Origin of the sequence: Chromobacterium sp. Panama, from assembly GCF_003052555.1 — a bacterium.
Taxonomy (GTDB): domain Bacteria; phylum Pseudomonadota; class Gammaproteobacteria; order Burkholderiales; family Chromobacteriaceae; genus Chromobacterium.
The window spans coordinates 2,670,460-2,693,227 of sequence record NZ_QARX01000001.1 but is presented as its reverse complement, the minus strand read 5'-3'; the positions used below and the strand labels follow the sequence as shown (position 1 = coordinate 2,693,227).

23 protein-coding genes are annotated in these 22,768 nt (G+C 65.0%); 11 read left to right on the top strand and 12 right to left on the bottom strand.

Annotated elements, in window-relative coordinates; genetic code table 11:
- Positions 1-18: 18 nt before the first annotated feature.
- Positions 19-1,386 carry a deoxyguanosinetriphosphate triphosphohydrolase gene (locus DB032_RS12085; protein WP_227107673.1) on the bottom strand — a complete coding sequence of 456 codons (1,368 nt, stop codon included), beginning with the start codon at positions 1,384-1,386 and terminating at the stop codon, positions 19-21.
- Between the two features lie 96 nt (positions 1,387-1,482).
- Positions 1,483-1,710 carry a glycine zipper 2TM domain-containing protein gene (locus DB032_RS12080; protein WP_081545093.1) on the bottom strand — a complete coding sequence of 76 codons (228 nt, stop codon included), beginning with the start codon at positions 1,708-1,710 and terminating at the stop codon, positions 1,483-1,485.
- A 217-nt stretch (positions 1,711-1,927) separates the two neighbouring features.
- Here DB032_RS12080 and DB032_RS12075 point away from each other — a divergent pair, with 217 nt between their 5' ends.
- The 3 genes from DB032_RS12075 (at position 1,928) to DB032_RS12065 (ending at position 4,550) form a co-directional block, all read left to right on the top strand.
- Positions 1,928-3,151: an MFS transporter gene (locus DB032_RS12075; RefSeq protein ID WP_158274298.1), complete on the top strand. Its 1,224-nt coding sequence runs from the start codon at positions 1,928-1,930 to the stop codon at positions 3,149-3,151.
- A gap of 8 nt (positions 3,152-3,159) precedes the next feature.
- Positions 3,160-3,786: a metalloregulator ArsR/SmtB family transcription factor gene (locus DB032_RS12070; protein ID WP_107799708.1), complete on the top strand. Its 627-nt coding sequence runs from the start codon at positions 3,160-3,162 to the stop codon at positions 3,784-3,786.
- Between the two features lie 194 nt (positions 3,787-3,980).
- Positions 3,981-4,550: a lysophospholipid acyltransferase family protein gene (locus DB032_RS12065; protein WP_107799707.1), complete on the top strand. Its 570-nt coding sequence runs from the start codon at positions 3,981-3,983 to the stop codon at positions 4,548-4,550.
- Between the two features lie 163 nt (positions 4,551-4,713).
- On the opposite strand, the gene DB032_RS12060 is transcribed toward DB032_RS12065, so the two are convergent.
- From DB032_RS12060 to DB032_RS12045, 4 genes are all read right to left on the bottom strand, one after another.
- Positions 4,714-5,448 carry a hypothetical protein gene (locus DB032_RS12060; RefSeq protein ID WP_107799706.1) on the bottom strand — a complete coding sequence of 245 codons (735 nt, stop codon included), beginning with the start codon at positions 5,446-5,448 and terminating at the stop codon, positions 4,714-4,716.
- A gap of 81 nt (positions 5,449-5,529) precedes the next feature.
- Complete coding sequence (locus tag DB032_RS12055; protein WP_107799705.1) at positions 5,530-6,090, bottom strand: DUF1415 domain-containing protein; 561 nt, start codon at positions 6,088-6,090, stop codon at positions 5,530-5,532.
- 81 nt (positions 6,091-6,171) lie between these two features.
- Entirely contained in the window at positions 6,172-6,375 is a 204-nt protein-coding gene (locus DB032_RS12050) for a cold-shock protein (protein ID WP_019101682.1), read from the bottom strand.
- A gap of 240 nt (positions 6,376-6,615) precedes the next feature.
- Positions 6,616-7,215, bottom strand: coding sequence for an HD family hydrolase (locus DB032_RS12045; protein WP_199225881.1), 600 nt, complete (start codon positions 7,213-7,215; stop codon positions 6,616-6,618).
- Positions 7,216-7,358: 143 nt separating this feature from the next.
- Here DB032_RS12045 and DB032_RS12040 point away from each other — a divergent pair, with 143 nt between their 5' ends.
- Entirely contained in the window at positions 7,359-8,465 is a 1,107-nt protein-coding gene (locus tag DB032_RS12040) for an HD-GYP domain-containing protein (protein ID WP_158274297.1), read from the top strand.
- 6 nt (positions 8,466-8,471) lie between these two features.
- Here the strand turns inward: DB032_RS12040 and DB032_RS12035 are convergent, their stop codons facing one another.
- Entirely contained in the window at positions 8,472-9,317 is an 846-nt protein-coding gene (locus DB032_RS12035; protein WP_107799702.1) for a dienelactone hydrolase family protein, read from the bottom strand.
- 185 nt (positions 9,318-9,502) lie between these two features.
- Between DB032_RS12035 and DB032_RS12030 the strand changes: the two genes are divergently transcribed.
- Entirely contained in the window at positions 9,503-10,636 is a 1,134-nt protein-coding gene (locus DB032_RS12030) for an HD-GYP domain-containing protein (protein ID WP_233246694.1), read from the top strand.
- Between the two features lie 151 nt (positions 10,637-10,787).
- On the opposite strand, the gene DB032_RS12025 is transcribed toward DB032_RS12030, so the two are convergent.
- The 5 genes from DB032_RS12025 to yjgA are packed head-to-tail and all read right to left on the bottom strand — an operon-like array spanning position 10,788 to position 14,820.
- Positions 10,788-11,357, bottom strand: a complete 570-nt coding sequence (locus DB032_RS12025) for a hypothetical protein (RefSeq protein ID WP_146176656.1) — start codon at positions 11,355-11,357, stop codon at positions 10,788-10,790.
- An 8-nt stretch (positions 11,358-11,365) separates the two neighbouring features.
- Positions 11,366-12,682: an MFS transporter gene (locus DB032_RS12020; protein WP_107799699.1), complete on the bottom strand. Its 1,317-nt coding sequence runs from the start codon at positions 12,680-12,682 to the stop codon at positions 11,366-11,368.
- Between the two features lie 57 nt (positions 12,683-12,739).
- Positions 12,740-13,687, bottom strand: a complete 948-nt coding sequence (locus tag DB032_RS12015; RefSeq protein ID WP_107799698.1) for a YheT family hydrolase — start codon at positions 13,685-13,687, stop codon at positions 12,740-12,742.
- A gap of 3 nt (positions 13,688-13,690) precedes the next feature.
- Positions 13,691-14,269, bottom strand: a complete 579-nt coding sequence (mog, locus tag DB032_RS12010) for a molybdopterin adenylyltransferase (RefSeq protein WP_107799697.1) — start codon at positions 14,267-14,269, stop codon at positions 13,691-13,693.
- Positions 14,269-14,820 (bottom strand): ribosome biogenesis factor YjgA, encoded by a 552-nt coding sequence (gene yjgA, locus DB032_RS12005; protein WP_081545106.1) that lies wholly within the window; start codon positions 14,818-14,820, stop codon positions 14,269-14,271. Before yjgA ends, mog begins: the two co-directional genes overlap by 1 nt.
- A gap of 85 nt (positions 14,821-14,905) precedes the next feature.
- On the opposite strand from yjgA, the gene pmbA reads away from it, so the two are divergent.
- The 6 genes from pmbA (at position 14,906) to DB032_RS11975 (ending at position 22,763) form a co-directional block, all read left to right on the top strand.
- Positions 14,906-16,249: a metalloprotease PmbA gene (gene pmbA / locus DB032_RS12000; RefSeq protein ID WP_107799696.1), complete on the top strand. Its 1,344-nt coding sequence runs from the start codon at positions 14,906-14,908 to the stop codon at positions 16,247-16,249.
- Positions 16,250-16,403: 154 nt separating this feature from the next.
- The gene (gene alkB / locus DB032_RS11995) at positions 16,404-17,048 is read left to right on the top strand and encodes a DNA oxidative demethylase AlkB (RefSeq protein WP_107799695.1); all 645 of its coding nucleotides are present in this window, start codon (positions 16,404-16,406) and stop codon (positions 17,046-17,048) included.
- 3 nt (positions 17,049-17,051) lie between these two features.
- On the top strand, positions 17,052-17,969 hold the full coding sequence (locus DB032_RS11990; protein WP_107799694.1) for a DNA-3-methyladenine glycosylase: 918 nt from the start codon (positions 17,052-17,054) through the stop codon (positions 17,967-17,969).
- A gap of 131 nt (positions 17,970-18,100) precedes the next feature.
- Positions 18,101-19,240 (top strand): patatin-like phospholipase family protein, encoded by a 1,140-nt coding sequence (locus DB032_RS11985; RefSeq protein WP_107799693.1) that lies wholly within the window; start codon positions 18,101-18,103, stop codon positions 19,238-19,240.
- An 82-nt stretch (positions 19,241-19,322) separates the two neighbouring features.
- Positions 19,323-19,814 (top strand): disulfide bond formation protein B, encoded by a 492-nt coding sequence (locus DB032_RS11980; protein WP_107799692.1) that lies wholly within the window; start codon positions 19,323-19,325, stop codon positions 19,812-19,814.
- A gap of 300 nt (positions 19,815-20,114) precedes the next feature.
- On the top strand, positions 20,115-22,763 hold the full coding sequence (locus DB032_RS11975; protein WP_107799691.1) for a TonB-dependent siderophore receptor: 2,649 nt from the start codon (positions 20,115-20,117) through the stop codon (positions 22,761-22,763).
- Positions 22,764-22,768 lie beyond the last annotated feature (5 nt).

Below are 22,768 nucleotides of genomic sequence, written 5' to 3'. Positions count from 1 at the left end.
AATTGCGGCGGGGCGGAGTTATAGAATGCCCACGCCGGAAATGTCGCGCGCCAGGTTGGCGGCGTAGTTGTCGGTCATGCCGCCGACGAAGTCCAATACTTTCATATAGGCCTGATACAGGCTGTCGTCACTGCGGATGTGCTGTTCCAGCAAGCCCATGGCCAGGTGCTCGCGCGGGCTCAGGCGCTCGGCGCCCTTGCTGACGTAGGCGTGGGCGGCGGGGATCAGCGCGTCCAGGATGCCGGCCATGCACGGGTAGGAGGCGAGTTCGGTCACCAGCTTGGTGCGGTGGCGGTAGACCCGGGTGCTGGCCAGTTCCTTGGCGTGGATCAGCGCGTCCTGCACTTGGGCGCCGCATAGGTTGATCAAGTCCTTGGCCGGGAATTCGCCGCGCAGCAGGCTATCGTGGTGCAGCATGAATTTCTCGGCCACTTCGCTGACGCAGCGGCCGATGGCGATGCCGCGCAGGGTGCCGCATTTCTGACGCACGTCCTGCATGTCCCAGATGCGTTCGTATTCGGTGAAGCCGGAGAACAGGGTTTCGAACTCTTTGAAGTCCAGGATGCCGATCTCCACCGCGTCTTCCAGGTCCAGAATGGCGTAGCAGATGTCGTCGGCGGCCTCCATCAGGTAGGACAGCGGGTGGCGGCTCCATTGCATCACGCCCTTGGGCAGCAGGCCCAGCTCCGAGGCCACGCGCTGGAAATAGGGCAGTTCGGTGCGGTAGATGTTGAATTTGTCGCGCGCCTGGGCGGCTTCGGCGTCCGATGTCCACGGGTATTTGATCAGCGCGCCCAGGGCGGCGGCGGTCAGGCGCATGCCGCCTTCGCCGGTGTACATTTCCAGCGTGGCCAGCATGCGCAGGCCGTGGGCGTTGCCTTCGTAGGTCTGCACGTCGCGGATTTCCTCCGGCGCCAGGCCGTGCAGCCAGTGGGCGTTGCGTTCGGCGCGGAACCAGTCGCGCAACGCGTATTCTCCGGTGTGGCCGAAGGGCGGATTGCCGATGTCGTGAGCCAGGCAGGCCACTTGCACCACGGCGCCGATATCGTGCGGCGTGTAGTTGTCCGGCAGCAGATGGGCGTGCTGCATCATCATGCCAACGCGGTTGCCCAGGCTGCGGCCGACGCTGGCCACCTCCACGCTGTGGGTCAAGCGGTTGTGGGTGTGGTCGTGGCGCGCCAGCGGGTGCACCTGGGTTTTGCGGCCCAGCCGGCGGAAGGCGCTGGAGAACACCACGCGGTCGTGGTCGATGTGGAAGTCGGTGCGCAAGCCCGGGCTGCCTTCTTCGGTGGCCGGGGTGCGGGTTTCCTTGACGTGGCCCTGAATGACTTTGAAGCGTTTGGTGGAGAGGAGTCGTTCCCAATTCATGCGTGCGGAGGAGGTCATGGCGTGGCCCGTGGTGCTGTTGTATTGATGATATGGGCGCGGCGGGCAAAACAAAAGAGCCAGCGCGGGGCTGGCTCTTGGAATGGGGTCGCGGGTTTAGCGTTTGCCGGTCTGATTGCCGACCACGCCGCCCACCGCGGCGCCGCCCACGGTGCCGATGGCGTCGCCGCCGGTGAGCACGGAGCCGAGCACGGCGCCGGCGGCCGCGCCGATGGCGGTGTTTTGCTGACGCTTGGACATATTGGCGCAACCGGACAGCAGGCTGACGGCGATCAGGCTGGCGGCAATGGCTTTAACGGCGGATTTGCTGGTCATCGAAGTCATGGAAGTCTCCAAAAACATAAAGTAGGTCTTGTGTAGTTTGAGACGCTTGGAATGCCATCTGGTTCCTGTTTCTGCGCGCCTTTTCGTAACCATACGTACAGCATTCTATATGCTGTATTGATGATTTCCAGTACGCGGCGCGATATTAAGTAAACTAATTTGTTTACTTATTGCGATGGCGAGATTAGCATGGGCCATCGTCTCATTGGTATGCGTCATGAATGTTTCCCATCCCAAACTGATTTTGCTGACTGTCTGTCTGGTGGCGCTGATGAGCACGGCCGGCGTGGCCATGCCTTATCCCATCCTGGCGCCCATCTTCGTGAACTCCGCGCCGGATGCGTTCAACCACTTCCTGGGGCTGCCGCCCAAGCTGCTGTTGGGCGTGGCCCTGGCCGCCAATCCGCTGGGCATTTTGCTGGGCAGCACCTTGATTGGAGCGTTGTCGGACCGGCTGGGACGGCGGCGGGTGCTGACCGGAACCTTGTTGCTGACCTTTCTGGGCTATTTGCTGACGGCGTACGCTTTGTGGAGCCGCTGGTATCTATTGTTCGTGCTGGCGCGTTTCGTTACCGGCCTGACCGAGGGCAATGTGGCGGTGGCGCGCGCCATCGTGGCGGATCTGCATCCGCAATTGGACCGCGCGCGTTCCTTCGCCATTCTCAACGCGGTGCTGTACACCGGCTGGCTAGTGGGGCCGCTGATCGGCGGTTTGACCTTGCCGCTGGGCGAGGCGGTGCCTTTCCTGCTGGCGGCCGGCGCCATCCTGCTGTGCCTGGGGGTGCTGCTGGCCTTCCTGCCGGAAACCGGCGAGCGCATGCACCAGGAGCAGTCCTTGCTGCAGGTGATGCGCGGCCAGCACTCTTTTCGTCTGCTGTCGGCGGACCCTTTGCTGGCGCGGCTGTTCTGGATGCAGCTGGCTTTCGCCGTCGGGGTCAACGCTTTTTACGAGTTCTACCCCTTGTGGCTGGTGGAGTACGCGCAGCTGGACAGCCGCGGCATCGCGGTGGTGACGGCGCTGATGTGCGTGCTGATGACCTCGGCCAGCGCCTTGCTGGGCAAACTTGGGCATAAACGGGCGCCGCTGGAGCTGGCGCGCATCAATGCGGCCTGGGTGGCCCTGGGCCTGCTGGGTTTGAGCTTGCTGGCGGATCTGCCTTGGCCGGGCATAGGCTTGATTGTGTTGTTGGGCGTGCCACTGGCGATTTACAACGCCATCCTGCCCAGCTGGTGTTCGGAGCGCTTCGCCAGCCTGGGGCAGGGCAGCGTGATGGGCCTGCTGACCACAATCTTCTGCGTGGCCAATGTGCTGGTGGCCTTGCTGGGCAGCGTGCTGACCATTCTGGACACCCGTCTGGTGCTGGTTCTGGGCGCTTTGACGTGCGGCCTGGCCGCCGCCTGGCTGCAAGGCGTGATCCGCGAGGCGGAGGAGGTCCGGTGACTGCGGCGATGAATAGCGCGGATCGGCTGCTGTATCTGCTGAAAACGCGGGGGCCTCAGACGGCGCAGACGCTGGCGGCGGAATTGGGACTGACCAGCATGGGCGCGCGCAAGCATTTGCTCGCGCTGGAGGAGAAGGGGCTGGCGCGGATGGAGGCCCAGGCTCAGGGCGTGGGCCGGCCGGCCCAGCTCTGGCGCTTGACCGAGAGCGGCCATGGCCGTTTTCCGGACCGGCACGCGGATTTGACCTTGCAGTTGCTGGAGCAGGTGAGGGAGCTGTTTGGCGAGTCCGGCCTGGAGAGTTTGATTCAACGGCGAGAGGCGCAGTCGGAGGAGGAATATCGGCTGGCGATGTCCGGCGCGGACGGGCTGGGGGAGCGTGTGGCCGCGTTGGCGCGGATACGCAGCCAGGAGGGCTATATGGCGGAGGCGCGCCTGGACGGCGACGGCTGGTTGTTGCTGGAAAACCATTGCCCGATCTGCGCGGCGGCGCGCCAATGTCAGGGCCTGTGCCGCTCCGAGCTGGCGCTGTTCGCCCGGGTGTTGGGGCCGGGCGCGGAAGTGCGGCGGCTGGAGCACGCGCTGGAAGACGGCGGGCGGCGCTGCGTGTACCGCATCCATCCCTTGGCGGAGTGAGGCGGCGCGGCGCTTGCTTTTTGAATTCATGGACTTGCGAGATCTGATTGTATTTCGCAATGCGGATTTACCGGGATAGTTTTATCAGGTACATTCCGGCGTTTTTCCACGTGGTTGGCGCTTGCCCCGACGCTGGGCGGCGCCTGTTTGGTTGTCGCTCCCCGTCCTGGGCGAGGCCCTTGCTCAGGACCGTCATGCATTTCACCATTTTCGACACGCCCGTGATCCGGCCGCTGTTCCGCTGCTTGTCCATCGCCATGCTCAAGCTGAGCGGATGGAAGCTGCGAGGAGAGTTTCCCAAGCTGGACAAATACGTGCTGATCGGCGCGCCGCATACCAGCAATTGGGACTTTCCGCTGACGCTGGCCGTGTGTTTCGCCGCGCGGGCCAAGATCTACTGGATGGGCAAGCACACGCTGTTCGCCGGGCCGATGGGGCCGGTGATGCGCTGGCTGGGCGGCATTCCGGTCAAGCGGCATCAGAATAATTCCCTGGTGCAGCAGATGGTGGAGGTTTACCGGCGTTCGGACCGGCTGGTGGTGGCGATTCCGCCCGAGGGCACGCGCAAGGCGGTGTCCGAATGGAAGACCGGCTTTTATCACATCGCCTGCGGCGCGGAGGTGCCGGTGGCCTTGGCGTACCTGGATTACAGCCGCAAGGAGGCCGGCTTCGGCCCCATATTCACGCCCAGCGGCGATATCGACGCCGATATGCCGCGCATCCGCGCCTTTTACCGCGACAAGGTGGGCAAGCGTCGGAGCTGAGCCCGACTCCCGGAACCGCTTCAATGTCTGCCGCGCTGCAGCGGGAGGGATGGAACGGGGTCTTGAGAACCGTTTCGAAAGGCTCATACGCCATGAGTCCATTCCGCTTTCTCAGTGGCTTTCGCCTTGTCTCGCTTTTGCTCGCGAGACTTTGAACGGGCTCTCAGGGCGCAGCGGCCTGGGCGACGGCGCTGACCGGCAGAAACTGCAGGAAGGGGCCGGCGATCAGCGATTGACCGAAGTCTATGGCGCTGCGGCGCAGTTTCTCGTCCGACAATTCCGCCAGCAAATCCAGCCTGGCCATCATTTTGCCGAACTCCCGCTCGAAGGACAGATTGCGCACGCTGCCGATTTCATTGGATAGCAAGACCGGCGCGCCGCTGAGCTGGCGGTTGTTCAGCATCCAGGCCGCCACTTCCAGATTGTGCGAGGCGTTGGCCAGCTGCTGCGCGTCCAGCCCATGCACCAGGAACAGCTCGGTGCGTCCGCCGTAGGCGTCCACCAGCATGGAGCCCATGCCGTAAATCAAGGCGCCGGCCCGGTCGCCGCCAAAGCCGGGGTCGAAGGCCGCGCTCATCGCCGCGATCGAGCGCTGGCCGCTCAAGGCCGGCAGCGGGGCGTTGTTGCGGATGGAGCTCATGACCTGGCGCATCGCGGCCGGGTAGTCGGCCGCGCCGGTCTTGCGCCATTCTCTGGGATTGCGCTTGTACAGTTTTTCCAGCAGGGTTTGCAAGCTGGCGAGATTGTCGCGCATGGCCAGGTTGGCCATGCGATTGGCGCTGCTCTGCCCCAGCTCGTTGCCGCGAAAGTCGTCGCCGGCGACGGGCTTCTGCACCGGGGTGAAAGCGCAAGCGCTCAACAATAGCGCGACGAGCGGCAGCAAGGGCCTAAGCGACATGGGGGCTGAACTCCAAGAAGGTGGAATGCCCGTGGTGTACCACGCCCGCGACGGGCTTGGCAATGCGCGGCGAGCCCGCGCTTACGGCGTTTTGCCGGCGAACAGCGCTTTCCAGCCGTCCAGGCCCAGCTGTTTCAGCGTTTCGATATTCTTTTCATAGATGGCTTCCGCCTGCGGGAAGGCTTCCACCGCGCGGCCGATGCTGGCTTCGCGCAGCAGGTGCAGCGTGGGGTAGGGCGCGCGATTGGTGTAGTTCTCGATATCGTTGATGCCGGTGCCATCGAACTGGAACTTGGGGTGGAAGCTGGCCACTTGCAGCTCGCCGTCCAGTCCCATGTCTTCGACGATGGCGTCGGGGATGTCGAGGAAGTCGTTGAAATCCAGGAAGCGTTGCAGCGCGCGCGGGTGGATCAGCAAGGTGGTGTCGATCTCGTCCGGGCTGCTGTCGGCCAGCAGGCGCAGTTCGGAGGCGAGCTCTTGCGCCAACTGATCCGGCTGGGCGGCGTCGCTGACCACGTAGCGCACCTGGTTCTTCACGTAGACGCTCTTGGCGAACGGACAGAGATTGAGCCCTATCACCGCTTTTTCCAGCCAGTCGCGGGTGGCGGCGATGATGTGTTCGTGATCGTCGGAGACGGACATGGGAATTCCTTGCGTTGAAGCGTAAATGCAAAAAACCCGGCGCGAGGCCGGGTTTTCATCAAGCTGTACTAATCGCGATGATTAGATGGGCTGGATGTTGGAGGCTTGTTTGCCTTTCGGGCCGTCTACGACGTCAAAGCTAACGCGCTGGTTTTCAGCCAGGGTGCGGAAGCCTTTGGCATTGATCTGGGAGAAGTGAGCGAACACGTCGTCGCCGCCTTCATCCGGGGTGATAAAGCCAAAACCTTTGGAGTCGTTGAACCACTTAACGGTACCGGTTGCCATTTTGTTAATTCCTCAAAACGAGCAGTTGAAATAAAAGGCACGAAGTTCAAGGGAAATGGCGACTGAGGTACGGACTTAATGCCACTACGACAACAACACATCCACAACTTGAGCATCCTGCGGCAGGAATAGTGCCTATAGTTCCGGGACATGGCAAGCGTTTTCTGCATGGCCGAAAGGGTTTTTATCCTGTTTTTTCAGTATCCCCTGGCATTTCTACCGGGTTTTCTCCATTTGGGCTCAGGCGCCGAAGTAACCGTCCCGTTCCGCGCGGTCCAATTCCACGCGCAACCAGTCCGCCGCCAGCGGACAGCCGTCCTCCACTTTGCCCACCGCCATGCTCAGCACTTGTTGCTTGCCGACGCCGTTTTCGCGCCAGCTTTGGCCGCCGGATTGCAGATTGAGCAAGATGGGCATCAATCGGTCTATCGCGCGGGCGAAACGCGCTTCCGCGCTTTGGCGGGTCTCGAACTCCTGCCACAAGGCCAGCAGCTCCGCGGCCATGGGCTGGGGCAGCAGGCCCAGGATGCGGCGCATCGCGGCCAGTTCCTCGGCTTCGCGCTCGGCGGCGCCGTCCGCGGCGTAGACAAGGGTGTCGCCGGTGTCGATTTCGCCCAGGTCGTGAATCAGCAACATGCGCACCACCTTGTCGATGTCCACCGGCTCGGCGGCGAAGTCGCGCAGATTGAGGGCGAACAGCGCGATTTGCCAGCTGTGTTCCGCGGAGTTCTCGTAGCGGTCGACATGGGCGGCCTTGGTTTTGCGCAACACCGTTTTGAGTTTATCCACTTCAATAATGAAGGCGATGTGTTGTTGCAGCGTTTGCAGTGGGTTTTGCATGGGAATATCGGACATAAAGAGCGGACGATGCGCCGGGGGCGCAAATTATGCGCGGCGCGTGGCGGTTTGGAAAGGCCGCTGTCGCACGCTTTGCCGCATGCTGCATATACTGGAATGAAGGGCGATTGAAAATGGGAGGGGGCATGGGTAAGCAGGAGCTGACGCTGGAGATTGTGGAGCCGGAGGCGTTTCACGATTTCATGGAGGTGATGAGCGATTACGCGCCGCAGGTGGAGCACTTGGTTTGCCAGCTGGGTTTCGGCGACACCGACGCCGCTCAGATCGATCAGCTGTTTCGCTTGCTGCACAGCATCAAGGGCGACGCCAGTATGTGCCAGGTGCGCTTCGTGGTGCCTTTCGTCCACGCCTTGGAAAGCCTGCTGGAGCGGCTGCGCAGCGGCGAGGTGGTCTACGAGGACTCGATAGGCGATGTGATGCTGTTGGTGATGGACCGCTTGGGTCTGGCGCTGGAGGCGCTGGATAACCACGAGCTGCTGGACGATCTGCAGCTGCCTTTGCTGATGCGGGCCTTGAACCAGGTGGCGGAGTGCCCGGTAGGCGAGCTGCTGCAGCGTTGTCAGCAATTGGTGGAGCAGATCACCGGCATTCCCTTGCACGTGATCGAGTCGGATGCGCCGGCGGACGCCGCCGCGCAGCTGAGCCAGGGCGATCTGGCGTTTTTCCGGCTATTGGCGCTGCAGTTCGAGCAGCGTCTGCCGCAGTTTCAGGGCCGCACCGAGCGCAATCTGGAATTGGCGCTGGAAGCCAGCCGTCAGGCGCCGGGGATGGTGGACGACAGGCAACTGGAAGCGGCGGTGTATATGCACGATATCGGCATGATGCTGTTGCCGGAGTCGTTCTGGTTGAAAGTGGGGCGGATGAGCGAGGCCGAGCGCCTCCAGATGGCGGAGCATCCGGGTTGGGCTGCGGGCCTTTTGGAGAGGATGCCGGCCTGGGCCGACGCGGCGCGCATGGTGGCCCAGCATCACGAGATGCCGGACGGCCGCGGTTATCCGCAGGGCTTGCGCGGCGACGAAATTTGCAGCGGCGCGCGCATCCTGGCCCTGGTGGACGCGTTCGAGGCGGTGACCTTGAAGCACGCGCATCGGGGCTTGCGGCATTCGATGATGCGCGCCATCGCCGAGATCAACGCCTCGGAGCGCCAGTTCGATCCCTACTGGCTGGCGCGCTTCAATCAGGTGATCCGCATGCGGCTGGCGGCCTGCGCCAGACGGCCGCCGGGAGAGTAGCCGGTGTCAGACGCCGTGTTGTTTGAACCATTGCAGCATGCGCCGCCAGGCGTCGGCGGCGGCGGCGGCGTTGTAAGTCGGACGGTAGTCGGCGTTGAAGCCGTGGTCGGCCTCCGGGTAGACCACGATTTCGGAGGGCTTGCCGGCGGCGCGCAGCGCGGCCTTCATCTTGTCCACCGATTCCAGCGGAATGCCCTTGTCCAGGCCGCCGTAAAGCCCGAGCACCGGCGCATGCAGCTGGGCGACGACGTCCAGCGGCTGGCGCGGGGTGTTGGCGCCGGCCTCGCCCTGCAGCCGGCCGTACCAGGCGGCGCCGGCCTTGAGCGCCGGATTGTGCGCCGCGTACAGCCACGTCTGGCGTCCGCCCCAGCAAAAGCCGGTGACGGCCGCGCGCTTGACGTCGCCGCCGTGGCCGCCGGCCCAGGCCAGCGTGGCGTCCAGATCGGCCAGCACCTGGCTGTCGGGCACCTTGCTGACCAGGCCGCTGAGCAGTTCGCCGATGCTGGCGACCTTGCTCGGGTCGCCCTGGCGGAAATAGAGCTCCGGCGCCACCGCCAGATAGCCGGCCTTGGCCAGCCGCCGGCACAGATCGCGGATATGCTCGTGCACGCCGAAGATTTCCTGCACCACCAGCACCACCGGCAAGGGCCCGCCGGCCGCGACGGGCTTGGCCATGTAGCCCGGCATGACGGCCGGGCCGGTCGGGATTTCCACCGCGCCGGCGCTGAGGCCGTCGCCGTCGGTGAGAATGGCGCTGGCGGCGATGGGCTGCACCGCCAGCGCGAAGCCCACGCCCACCGCGCTGTTCAAGAAGTCCCTGCGCGAAGCGTCGACGCGTCGATTGCTTGTCATAACGGCATTCTCCAACGAGGCAAGAGGATTGAAGCAACTAGATTAATGTCATCGGCATTGCATGGCAAGCCGGCGCGAGAGCGGGACCGCGGGGGCTTCCTTAGGCCGATGGAATGCGGCATTATTCACAGCCATTGAAGCATGACTTAACGAAACGTAAATAGATTATGCCGGACTCCTCCAAAGTGAAGTTGCCCACCAGCTTCTTGCGCATCGGCCAGCAATTGCCGGTCGACGTATACGCCAAGAACGGTCTGCTGCTGCTGAAAAAAGGCCATTACGTGCTGACGCCGGAGCAGCGCGAGCGGCTGGTGACGCTGGCGCACGGCGACAGCGAGGAGGTGGCGGCGCGCTTGGAGCGCGAACAGCTGGAGCGCGCGGCGCAGCGCGAAAAAGAGGCCGCGGCCCAGGTGCAGCCCAACCCCATCATGGAACTGGGCTTCCAGACCCGCCGCGCCGAGGGCCTGCTCTTGCACGGCTTGGCGGTGCCGGGCCTGGCCGGGCGGCTGGCGGACATGGCGGACGCGTTGATCCGGCTGGCCAGCAAACAGCCGGACGGGGTGCTGGCCAGCGTGTTGCTGACGCCCTATCGCGATATCGGCAGCGCCCACAGCGTGCACGTGGCGGCCATCATGGCGGTGCTGGGCCGGCGGCTGGGCATGGAGGAGGCGCGCTTGCAGGCGGTGGTGGGCGCGGCGCTGAGCATGAACCTGGCGATCACCGGCCTGCTCAATCAATTGTCGCGGCAGCCGACGCCGCCGGACGCCGCGCAGCGCGACGATCTCTACGCCCATCCCATCGTTGGCTCCGCCATTTTGCGCGAGGCCGGGGTGGTGGACGAGCACTGGCATCTTCTGGTGCAGACCCATCAGGAGCAGCGCGGCGGCGACGGCTACCCGCAGGGGCTGCGCGGCGAGGACATCCACCCGGACGCGGCCCTGCTGCACATGGTGGACGTGTTGTGTTCCTGCATCCATCAGCCTCAGCCGGCCTTGCCGGCGCTGGTGATAGGCAGCTTGTACCGCGGCGAGCTGGGCGATTTCGATCCGCAGCACGCGGCCTTGCTGATCAAGGAGCTGGGCGTGTATCCGCCCGGCAGCTTCGTCAAACTGGCCAGCAACGAGATAGGCGTGGTCACCCATCGCAGCGACAAGGCCAATGCGCCGCGCGTGGCGGCCTTGCGCAAGCTGGACGGCGCGCCGTACGCGGACGCGCTGCTGCGCGACACCCGACAGAACGCCTACCGGGTGCTGGAAGCCGTACCGCTCGCGGCGGCGACGGTGAAGCCGGCCTATCTGGCCAAGCTGTGGCAGAAGTGAGCGGGTTCGGAACCGGCTCGCGATCTACCGTGCGCGGACAGGCATAATACGGAGAGTGTGGCTTAAGAAAGGCTCATACATAGTATGAGCCTTTCGCTTTCTCGGCGGCCATGCCGGGTTTTGCGCTGGCTTCGAGGGTTTGAACGGAAGCTCAGAGCCGTGCTTGCCCCAGCGGCCGCAGCTGAACGCCGGACACGTCCTTGATCTTCCAGATGCGGCGAATGTGGGCGAGATCGCGCTCGGCTTCGTCGCGCAACCGCGCTTCCGGCAAGAAGCTCATGTCCACGTCCACATTGCCCAGATAAACCGTCTCGCCGCGCTTCAGCTCAAACGGCGCGGCCAGGCGGAAGCTGCGCATCTTGCGGCTGACGCCCCAGGCCCCGTCCTCCAGCCAGTTGGCCCAGACTTGCTCTACCCGATACTGGCCCGGCTCCAGCGTGAACAGCATCAGTTTGCCCTCGGCCATGGACTTGCCCTGCTCGCCGAACACGGTGTCGGTCAGCAGGCTGGCGCTGTCGGCCGCTACGACGCGGCCGGCGGCGTTGGCGATGTTCAGCCCCAGCGTCGCGCTGTCCGGATTGGCGGATTTGCCGGTCAGCGACAGGATGGCGTAGCCGCGCTCGGCCGGCGGTTCCAGGGAGCCGCGCAGGCGTTCGGCCATGCCGGCGCAAGCGGAGAGCAGAAAAGCGCAGAGAGCGAGGACGAAGATTCGTGTCGGCATGGTTCTTCCTATCGTCCGCCGGAAGCGGCGGCTTGGCTGGAATTGTCCGCTGTTTGCGCTTGCGGCTTCAAGCCCAGCACCAAGAGCGCGCTGAGCAGCAGCGAGCCGCTGAGCCAGAAGTAAGCCAGGGTGTGGCTGCCGGTGGCGGCCTTGATCAAGCCCAGCGCGTAAGGGCCGATGAAGCCGCCGACATTGCCCACGGAGTTGATCAGGCCGATGGCGCCCGCCGCCAGCGTGCCGGTCAGAAACGTGGTGGGGATGGACCACCACACGCCCATCGGGCTGTAGACGCCGATGGCGACGACGGTGACCGAGAGCAGCGCCACGGCGATACTGTCGCTCAAAGCGCCGATCAGGAAGCCGGCGGCGGCGAGCAAGAGCGGCAACGCCACATGCCAGCGCTTTTCCCCGCGGCGGGACGAGGAATGGCCCAGCCACAGCATGGCGGCCAGCGCCGCCAGCATGGGCACGGCGGAGGCGAGGCCTATGGCCAGCGGCGACCAGCCGGAGGCGTTCTTGATCACCGTGGGCATCCAGAAACTAAAGCCCCAGAAACCGGTAATCCATAGAAAATAGATCAGGCACAGCCGCAACACCGCCGGCTGCGCCAGTGCCTGGCGCAGCGTGGCCGGCTGTTGTTCACGCGTGGCGGCCGCTTCCGCCTTCAGCGTATCGATCAGATAGCGCTTTTCCTCCGCGCTCAGCCAGGCGGCCTGGGCCGGATCGTCCCGCAGCCACAGCAGTATGGCGAAGCCGTAAAGCACGGTGACGCCGCCTTCCAGCAGGAACAGGCTTTGCCAGCCCTTGAGGCCGAAGGGCTGCAGGCCCACCATCCAGCCGGCCAGCGGCGCGCCGACGATGGCGGAGACCAGCAGCGAACACAGGGTGATGGAAATGGCGCGGGCGCGGGTGTCCGCGACGAACCAGCGCGGGATCACCGAGGCGTAGATCACCGGGTAGAAGCTGGCCTCGCACACGCCCAGCAAGAAGCGCAGGACATAGAACTGCCACTCGTTCTGCACCAGGCCCAGCAGCATGCTGACCGCGCCCCAGGAGAGCAGGATGCGGGCGATCCAGCGGCTGGGGCTCCAACGCTCGGCCAGGATGGCGCCGGGCACTTCGAACAGGACGTAGCCGGCGAAGAAGATGCCGGCGGCCAGGCCGTAGACCTTGGCGTTGAAGCCGAGGTCGGCGTTCATGGTCAGGGCGGCGTAACTGACGTTGACCCGGTCAAGAAAGGCCAGAACCGAGGCGATGAACAGCGGAGCGAGAATGCGCAGATAAGTCTTGCGCAGAACGGAAGTCTTGACGGTGTCGGAAGCCATGCGGCGCTTTCGCTTGAGGGTGGGATGCCGTCAAGATGCGCAGAAAGCGCCGCGCAGTCAATCCAGATGCGGTTCGAAGAATTCCAGCAAGCGTGACGGCAGCCAGTCCAGCGTGCCGGGGAAGGCGCCGGAGGCGAAGCCAACGTGGCCGCCGTGGCGGGGGAACTCCAAGGTGACGCTGGCGGCCACGTCGGTCTGGCGCGGCAGCGCCTGCTCCGGCAGGAAGGGGTCGTTGCGCGCGTTCAGCACTAGGGTGGGGCGGGCGATCTGGCCCAGCCGCGGTTTGGCGCTGGCGCTGCGCCAGTAATTGAGCGCGGTGCCGAAGCCGTGGATGGGCGCGGTGACCAGGTCGTCGAACTCGATGAAGGTGCGCGCGCGGCTGAGCTTGCCGCCGTCGAACAGGCCGGGATGGCGCTGCAGCGATTCCAAGGCCTTGGGCTTGAGCGTGCCCATGAACATGCGGGTGTACAGCAGTTTGCCCAGGCCGCGGTCCAGCCGGGTGCTGGCCGCCACCAGGTCCAGCGGCGCGGACACCGCCGCCGCCGCGCGCGGCAGCGCCTGCGCGCCTTCGTCCGCCAGATAGTTGAGCAGCATGCTGCCGCCCAGGGACACCGCGGCGGCGGCCAAAACGGGGAAGCGTTGCGCCAGCCGGCTCAGAATCCAGCGCACCTCGGCACCGTCGCCGGCGTGATAGGCGCGCGGCAAGGGATTGTCCACGCCGCCGCAGCCGCGAAAATGCGGCACCACGCCGTTCCAGCCGCGCCGCTGCACCGCTTGCATCAGCGCGCGCGCGTAGTGGCTGTCGCTGCTGCCTTCCAGGCCGTGAAACAGCACCACCAGCGGCGCGCCGGGCCGTCCGGGCACGAAGTCCAGCGCGATGCGTGCGCCGTCCGGCGTGTCCCACAGTTCGCGGCGGTAGTCGGGGCGGCGGGTCTTGATCGCCAGCGCCGGCCAGATGGTTTGGGCGTGGCCGCCGCGCAGCCAGGCGGGAGACTGGTAAGCCATGGCTCAGTCCGGCTTTTTCTGCGCCGATTTGGGGCGGAAGGCCTTGACCACCGTCTCATGGGTTTCGATATAGGGGCCGTCCAGCAAGTCTATGCAATAGGGCACGGCGGCGAAAATGCCGGGCACTTCCACCTGGCCGTCGGCGCCGCGCAGGCCTTCCAGCGTTTCCTTGATCGCCTTGGGTTGGCCGGGCAGGTTGAGGATCAGCGCCTGCTTGCGGATCGCGCCCACCTGGCGGGACAGGATGGCGGTGGGCACGAAGCGCAGGCTGATCTGGCGCATCTGCTCGCCGAAGCCGGGCATTTCGCGGTCCGCCACCGCCAGCGTGGCTTCCGGCGTGACGTCGCGCGCCGCCGGGCCGGTGCCGCCGGTGGTCAGCACCAGCTGGCAGCCTTCCTCGTCCACCAGCGCCTTGAGCGCGGCTTCGATTTGCGGCTGCTCGTCCGGGATCAGCCGGGAGACGACGGCGAAGGGGCTGGCCAGCGCGGCGGCCAGCCAGTCCCGCAGCGCCGGGATGCCCTTGTCCTCGTACACGCCGCTGCTGGCGCGGTCGGAGATCGAGACCAGGCCTACTTTCAGCATCACTCGTCGTCCTCTTGGTCCTGCTGGTGCAGGCGTGGCTTGCCCGGTTCGGGGATCACGTCCTTGACGGCCTGATAGAGCAGGCGGAAGGACTTGGGTGGTTTGTTGTCCTGTTTTTCCTTGCGCGCGTTGCGGATCAGCGTGCGCAGCTGTTGCGGATCGGCGGCCGGGAAGTCGGTGACGAAGTTGGCCAGCATCTTGTCGTCTTCCATCAGCCGTTCGCGCCAGCGCTCCAGCAGGTGCTGCCAGGCGATGTGCTCGGACGATTCGCCCTTGAGAATTTGCAGGTATTGCTGGATCGGTTCCGGGTCCACGTCGCGCATCAGCTTGCCGATGTATTGCAGCTGGCGGCGAAGCGCGCCGTGCGCGGTAAAGCGTTTATAGTCCAGAATAGCGGTGAGCAAGTCTTCCGGCAGCTGCATTTTTTTCAGCGTGTCCTTGGACAGCTCCACCAGTTCGCGGCCCAGGTCCTGCAGCGCATCCATATCGCGCTTGCGCTGGGATTTGCTGACGTAGCCGTCGTCCGGGCTGTCGTTCTGGTAATGGGTCATCGTTGGCAATTCTCAATCGGTTTTCTCAAGGCTGGTATGATACCGGAAAAGGCCTCCGGCCGTTTCGACCATTGCGAAAGACACTATGGCAGACAAAACATTCAGTTTCAGCCAAGCCGCGCTGGAGGACATCGCCTCCCGCGTGATCGAACTGGCCAAGGCCGAGGGCGCCAGCGCCGCCGAGGCCGACGTTTCCGAAGGCCTGGGCCAGACGGTGAGCGTGCGCCTGTCCGAGGTGGAAACCATCGAGTACAACCAGGACAAGGGCGTGGGCGTGACCGTCTACCTGGGGCAGAAAAAAGGCCACGCCAGCACCTCCGATTTTTCCGAAGAGGCTTTGGCGGACACCGTGCGCGCGGCGCGGGACATCGCGCGCTACACCGCCGAGGACCCTTGCGCCGGCCTGGCCGATTCCCAATTGATGGCCACCGAGTTTCCCGATCTCAGCTTGTACCACCCGTGGGCGCTGCCGGTGGAGGAAGCCATCGAGCTGGCCAAAGCCTGCGAGGCCGCCGCGTTGGCGGCCGATCCGCGCATCCGCAATTCCGAGGGCGGCACCGCGTCCTCGCAGTCCAGCCATTTCGCCTACGCCAACAGCCACGGCTTCATCGGCGGCTACGCCAGCAGCCGCCACAGCATTTCCGCGGCGGTGGTGGCCGAGGACGGCGGCGCGATGCAGCGCGATTACTGGTATTCGTCGGCGCGGCGGCGTGAGGACTTGGACGCGCCGGAGGCCATCGGCGCCAAGGCCGGCCAGCGCGCGGCGCGGCGGCTGGGCGCGCGCAAGGTGAAGACCGGCCAGTATCCGGTGGTGTTCGAAGCGCCGATCGCTGCCTCGCTGCTCAGCCATCTGGTGGCCGCCATCAGCGGCGGCAGCCTGTACCGCAAATCGTCCTTCCTGCTGGATTCTCTGGGCAAGCCGGTGATGTCGGCCAACATCACCGTGGACGAAGATCCCTTCTTGCTGCGCGGCATGGCCAGCGGTGCCTTCGACAACGAGGGCGTGGCCACGGTGGCGCGCCGTCTGGTGGACAAGGGCGTGCTGCAGGGTTATATGCTGGGCAGCTATTCGGCGCGCAAGCTGGGCATGCAGACCACCGGCAACGCCGGCGGCGCGCATAACCTGGTCGTGCATTCCACCGGCGAAAGCTTGGAGGAGTTGCTGCAGGCCATGGGCACCGGCCTGCTGGTGACCGAGCTGCTGGGCCAGGGCGTCAACACCGTCACCGGCGATTATTCGCGCGGCGCGGCCGGCTTCTGGGTGGAGCGCGGCGTGATCGTGCACCCGGTGGAGGAAATCACCATCGCCGGCAATCTGCGCGAGATGTTCATGCAGATCGACGCGGTGGGCAACGACGTGCTGGAGCGCGGCGGCCGGCAGATGGGCTCGGTGCTGTTGCGCAGCATGATGGTGGCCGGCGAGGCCTGAGAACCTGTTCAATGTCTGCTGCGCATCGTGAAACTTGGCACGGTGAGTACCGCTTCGAAATGCTCATGTACCGTATGTACATTCCGCTTTCTCAGCGGTTTTCGCCTTGTCTCGCTCTTGCTCGCGAGACTTTGAGCAGGTTCTGAGGCCGGCGATGGCGGATCTGTTCGCGCCGGAAGAGGGCGGCTGGCTGGAGCGCCTGTCGCCCGGCGCCGCCTTATTGCACCGCCGCGCCAGCGACATCGACGCGGCGCTGCTGGCGGAAGTGGAAGCCGTGCTGCGGCAAGCGCCGCCGCGCGGCATGCAGACGCCGGGAGGGCGGGCGATGTCGGTGGCCACTTCCAGCTGCGGCGCTTGCGGCTGGGTATCCGACGCGCGCGGCTACCGCTACGCCGAGCGCGATCCGGACAGCGGCCAGCCGTGGCCGGCGATGCCGGCCTTGTTGCGCGTCTTGGCCGAACAGGCCGCCGCCGAGGCCGGCTTCCCGGATTTCGCGCCGGATGCCTGCCTGATCAACTGCTATGCGCCGGGCGCCAAGATGTCCTTGCATCAGGACAAGGACGAGCGCGATTTCGGCGCGCCCATCGTATCCGTGTCGCTGGGTTTGCCGGCGATCTTCCTGTTCGGCGGTCTTAGCCGCGCCGAGCGTCCCGGCCGCATCGAGTTGCGCCACGGCGACGTGCTGGTGTGGGGCGGGCCGGACCGCATGCGTTTCCACGGGGTGCTGCCGGTGGCGGAGGGTGAACATCCTTTGCTGGGGCGCCGCCGCATCAATCTGACTTTTCGCAAGGCGCGCTGATCCATGGCTGAACCGGCCGATTTCGTTTCGCTGTCTTTATCCCTGTCTTTGCCCGCGGATTTTCGCCGGGACGACTTCATGGCCTTCCACCGCCGCGACGCTCAGGAGCTGTCCGAGCGGGTGACGGCGCTGAGCCTGAGCAAGGGCTTGCTGTGGCGCGGCGAGCCGGCCTGTCTGAGTATGACGTTCGCCGCGGACGCGGTGCGGGTGGGGCTGGACGCGGACGTTTCGCCGCAGGCCGGCGACGCGGCGGCCTTGACCGCCATGGCGCGCCGCATGCTGGGCTTGGCGCAGCCGGTGGCGGATTTCGAGCGCGCGCATCGCGGCCATCCGCAGCTGGCCGGCCTGATCGCCGCGCGTCCCGGCTTGCGCGTGCCGCAGACCACCACGCCGTTCGAGGCGCTGGTCTGGGCCGTCACCGGTCAGCAGATCAGCGTCCACGCCGCCATCTCGCTGCGGCGTCGGCTGATGCAGTTGGTCGGCAAGCGCCACAGCGGCGGTCTGCTGTGCCATCCGTCGCCGGAGCAATTGGCGGAGCTGGAGGCGGACCAACTGGGCCAGGCCGGTTTCTCCCGCGCCAAGACCCGGACCTTGCTGGAACTGAGCCGGCAGACGGCCGACGGCGGCTTGCCCTTGCAGGGCTGGCTGGACGGCGGCGCGCCGGAGGAGATCGCCGCGCGCTTGCTGGCCTTGCCCGGCATCGGCCCGTGGACGGTCAGCTACGCGCTGTTGCGCGGCTATGGCTGGCTGGACGGCTCCTTGCACGGGGACGTGGCGGTTCGGCGCGGCCTGCAGCGCTTGCTGGAGCGGGCCGAGGCGGTGTCGCCGCGCGAAACCGAGCAATGGCTGCAAGGCTTCGCGCCGTGGCGCGCGCTGGTGGGCGCGCATTTATGGGCCATGCAGACGGCGGCTGCTTATTGAGCCTGTACGGCCGATTTCCTCCGCGCGAAGTTGGCGCTGGCCGCGGCGTTTGACTATGCCTAAATAGAACAAGAAGCCGTGCGGCGTCGGGCATGCCGATCCGCCGCCAATATAGCCACGCGAGGTGCGGGATGGGGAGGCAATCCGATATCGGGCTGGTCTTGTCGGGCGGCGGCGCGCGCGCGGCTTACCAGGTGGGGGTGTTGCTGGGAATTGCCCGGCTGCTGCCGGACGCGCGCGTCAATCCCTTTCCCATTATTTGCGGCACGTCCGCCGGGGCGATCAATGCGGTGGCGCTGGCCTCCGGCGCCGGTAATTTCCATCTGGCGGTGTCCACGCTGGCGCAGATGTGGAAGCAATTGCACATCCAGGATGTCTACGACGCCAGTTCCGGCTATTTTCTGAAGACTTTTCTGCACTTCGGCCTGTCCATCCTGTCCGGCGGCCGTCTGTGGCGCAATCCCAAGAGCTTTCTGGACAACGCCCCGCTGCGCGAGCTGCTGACCAAGGTGATGGTGTTCGAGGGCATAGACCATTCCGTGCGTCACGGCGCGCTCAAGGCGCTGGCGCTGACGGCTTCTTGCTACACCACCGGGATGTCGGTCACTTTTTTCCAGGGCGCGGACAGCCTGGAGGAGTGGGAGCGCTATCAGCGGCTGGGGCTGCGCGAACGCATCAATATCGAACACATGATGGCCACCTCGGCCATTCCGCTGATTTTCCCCTCGGTCTGCCTGGGCGAGAAGTTTTACTGCGACGGCGCGGTGCGGCAGCTGTCCCCCTTGTCGCCGGCCTTGCACCTGGGCGCGGAAAAGCTGTTTGTCGTCGGCCTGGCCAGCAAGCGGCCGGACACCATAGAACGCCGCCACAGTGGTTTCTATCCGTCGCCGGCGCAGATTTTCGGCCATCTGCTCAATAGCGTGTTCATAGACAGCATGTCGGTGGACATGGAACGGCTGACCCGGGTCAATCACACCGTGTCGCTGCTGCAAAGCCATGAGGACCTGGCGCGGCAGACCCAGTTGCGCAAGGTGGACATCTTCATGCTCAACCCCAGCAAATCGCTGGAGGGCATCGCCTACAAGCACACCCGGCTGTTTCCGCCCTTGCTGCGCTTCCTGCTGAAGGGCACCGGCGCCACCCGTCACCGCGGCACGGCCCTGGCCACTTATCTATTGTTTGAGCCGGGCTACACCCGCGAGCTGATCACGCTGGGCTATAAGGACGCCTTGCATCAGAAAGAGGCGATACGCCGCTTTCTGGAACTTTAAGCCGCGGGGCAGTTCTGACTCCTCCATGTTGTATGGCACAATCATGCGCCATGACGTAATACCGCCAAACATTGAGGAAGATATGGGCTTGAGCAACCGACAAGGTTTTCTGCTGATCGCCGCCGCCTGCGCCGGCGCGATGGGTTTTGCATTGTTCGCGCAATACCAGCTGGGCCTGGAGCCGTGCCCGCTGTGCATTTTCCAGCGCATCGGCGTGATCGCCGCGGGCGTGATCGCCTTGCTGGCGGCGCTGGTCAATCCAGGCCGTTGCGGCGCCAGGGCCTGGGGCGGTTTGACGATTCTGGCCGCCTTGGCGGGCCTGTCGGTGTCGCTGCGCCAATTGTGGCTGCAACATCTGCCGGCGGACCAGGTTCCGGCCTGCGGTCCCGGCCTGGAGTTCCTGATGGAGTCCTCGCCGTTGACGGAGGTGATTTCCAAGGTGTTCAAAGGCAGCGGCGAGTGCGCCACCGTGGAGTGGACCTTCCTGGGGATGGCGATGCCGTTCTGGGTGGCGGTCTTCTTCGTCGGCGTGATCGGCTTCGCCGGCTGGTTGATGGCGCGCAAGTCCGCCTGACGCCGGATTGCCGCGCAGCGAAGGCCGCCTTGGGCGGCCTTTTTCTTTGGGCCATGATCTTAATGCATGCTTAAGATGTAAATAATAATGCCGGCATCGGAAACCGCGCGGCGGGCAGGCGCGCCTGTGCTTTTATCGCCACAACTGAAATTTATTTAAGATGTTGATTTTGAATGGATGTGTGGTCTTCCGGCCTTGGGAAGGGGGCCGGCGACTACCGCCAATCTCTTTGTAGCGCCCGCTGCGGCAGCTTAGGGGCGCGCGCCGCGACCGGCGAGCGCACTACAAGGGGGTAAGGAGATGAAACGCAGCTATCTGGCGGTTGCCGCGGCGGGCATGGGCATGGGCTTGGGCATGGGCGCTTGGGCGGAGGAGGCCGTCCCGCTGGAGCGGGTGACGGTGACCGGCTCCAATATCAAGCGCATCGGCAAGGAAAAGGCTTTGGCGGTGGAGGTGATCAAGAAAGAGGATATCGACAAGACCGGCGCGTCCACCGTGATCCAGTTGCTGGACCGGCTGCCGTCGGTGGGCAGCCTGCTGGCCGGCACCAACTCCAACAGCTTTGCCGCCGGCGCGGCCACCGCCGGCCTGCGCGGCATGAGCTCCAAGTACGTGCTGGTCTTGCTGAACGGCCGTCGCTTGCCCAATTACGCGATGTTCATCAGCGGCACCGACGCCTTTGTCGATCTGAACACCTTGCCGCTGTCGGTGATTGAGTCGGTGGAGATTCTGCGGGACGGCGCATCGGCCATTTACGGTTCCGACGCGGTGGCCGGCGTGATCAACTTCAAGACCCGGCGCAACTTCCGGGGCGCCGAGGCGGCGCTGCGCGGCGGCGGCAATCTGGATGGAGACGGCATCGAGCAGGGGCTGAATCTGAGCGGCGGCTTCGGGGATCTGGAACAGGACGGCCAGAACCTGCTGCTGTCTTTCGACGTTTACCACCGCGAGCCGGTGTTCAGCCGCAACCACGACGCCACTCGCAGCAACGATTACCGTTTTCAGGGCGGACCGGATCTGCGCAGCGGCGCGCAATGGGGCTATTGGAACGACCGCACGCCCAATGCCGACAGAAGCAACGCGCTGGCCAAGCCCTTGCCCGGCTGCCCGCCGTGGCGGCTGACCACCCGTCCCAGCGGAGCCGCGTTGTGCGTGTCCGACGTGGATGAGATGGGCGCTCAGTTGGCGCCGCGCACCAGTCGTTACGGCTTGATGGCCCATTACACCCGGCGTTTGAGCGGCGACGCGGAGTTCTTCGCCGAACTGGGGCTGAACCGCACCGAGACGCCGCTGGACGGCGCTTATTCCTTTGTGCAGACCATTGTGTCGCCCAATTGGGCGATTTATCCGCGGGACGGCGGCCTGGCGTCGGTGTATCCGGACTTCAAACCCACCGACAATCTGCAAATCACCCGCAATCTGTCGGAGAACGGCCGGCGGCTCAACGAGATCACCAGCGACACGTATCGCGCGGTGCTGGGCGGACGCGCCTTGTGGCGAGACTGGGATCTGGAGAGCTCGCTGAACCTGGGTTTGAACAAGGTGGAAGCGAGGCAGAACAATGTGGTGTTGAACGACGCTTTCCTCGCCATGTTGCGGAACGGCGCCGACGGCGGGCCGCTCTATAACCCGTTTTCGCAGCAGAACGACGCCGCCGCGCTGCGGCCGTATCTGGCCACCATCGCCAACACGTCCTCGTCGCGTTTGTCGGCGTTTGAATTCAAGGCCAGCAATGATGAGTGGTTCAGGCTGCCGGCCGGCCCCGCCGGCTTCGCCGCCGGTCTGCAGTGGTCGCATGAATCGATAGACGCGCAGCCGGACCCGCTGCTGCAAACCGGCAAGATCATGAATTTCGCCGTCCAGCAAAGTCTGCGGGCCAGCCGCTCGGTGCTGTCCGCTTTCAGCGAAGTCAATTTGCCGGTGTTGAAGAATCTGGAGGTCCAGCTGGCGGTGCGCGCCGACCGCTACAACGATTTCGGCGACACCTTCAACCCCAAGCTGGCTTTTTCCTTCCGCCCCTGGGAGCCGGCGATGCTGCGCGGCTCCGTCACCACCGGTTTCAAGGCGCCGACGCTGCCTCAGCTGTACGCGTCGCGCCAGGCCTACACTTCGGTGTACGACTACGCGCAGTGCGCCGACCGCGGCATCGCCCGCGAACGCTGCGGCCTGGCCAGCAATCAGCTGCGCAGCGGCGGCAACGCGGGGCTGAATCCGGAGGAGTCGCGGAACTACGCGCTGGGCCTGGTGCTGCAGCCGACTCCGGCGCTGTCGGCCACCGTGGACTGGTACCGGATCGAGGTGTCCAACACCGTGCAGTCGCTGGACCCGCAATACGTGCTGGACAATCCGGACCGTTTTCCCGGCTTCGTGGTGCGCAAGCCCGCTGATCTTCCCGGCGTAAGGGGGGACATCGACTACATTTCCGCGCCGTACATGAATATCGGCAAGACCCGGACTTCCGGCGTCGACATCGATGTGCAGTACGACTGGTCGCTGGGCGCTTACGGCAAGCTCAAGTTCCGCAACGCGCAAAGCCGCATCTTCAGCTACCGGGAATCGCAGACCGAGACCGATCCGATGCTGGAGTACGCCGACTACGGCGCGCAGCCGCGCTGGAAAAACGTCTTTGAAGTGAGTTACAGCCGGGGCGGCTATTCTGTGGGGCTGACGGCGCGCAGCTACGCGTCTTTCAAGAACCTGTACTCCCAGCTGTACCGCAATGCCGGGGACGTGAAGGAGAGGGTGGGGTCCTACACCGCGCTGGATCTCAGTGTCGGTCTGAAGCCGAGCAAGGGCTTCAGCGTCAGCGGCGGCATACGCAATCTGGGCAACCGGATGCCCAGTTACGCCACCGGGGCCGGCTTCAGCGGCGGGGCGGCCGCTTACTCCGGCCCCGCCACCGATTTATGGGGGAGGATGTTGTACCTGTCCGGCCGTTACGTATTCTAGGAGGG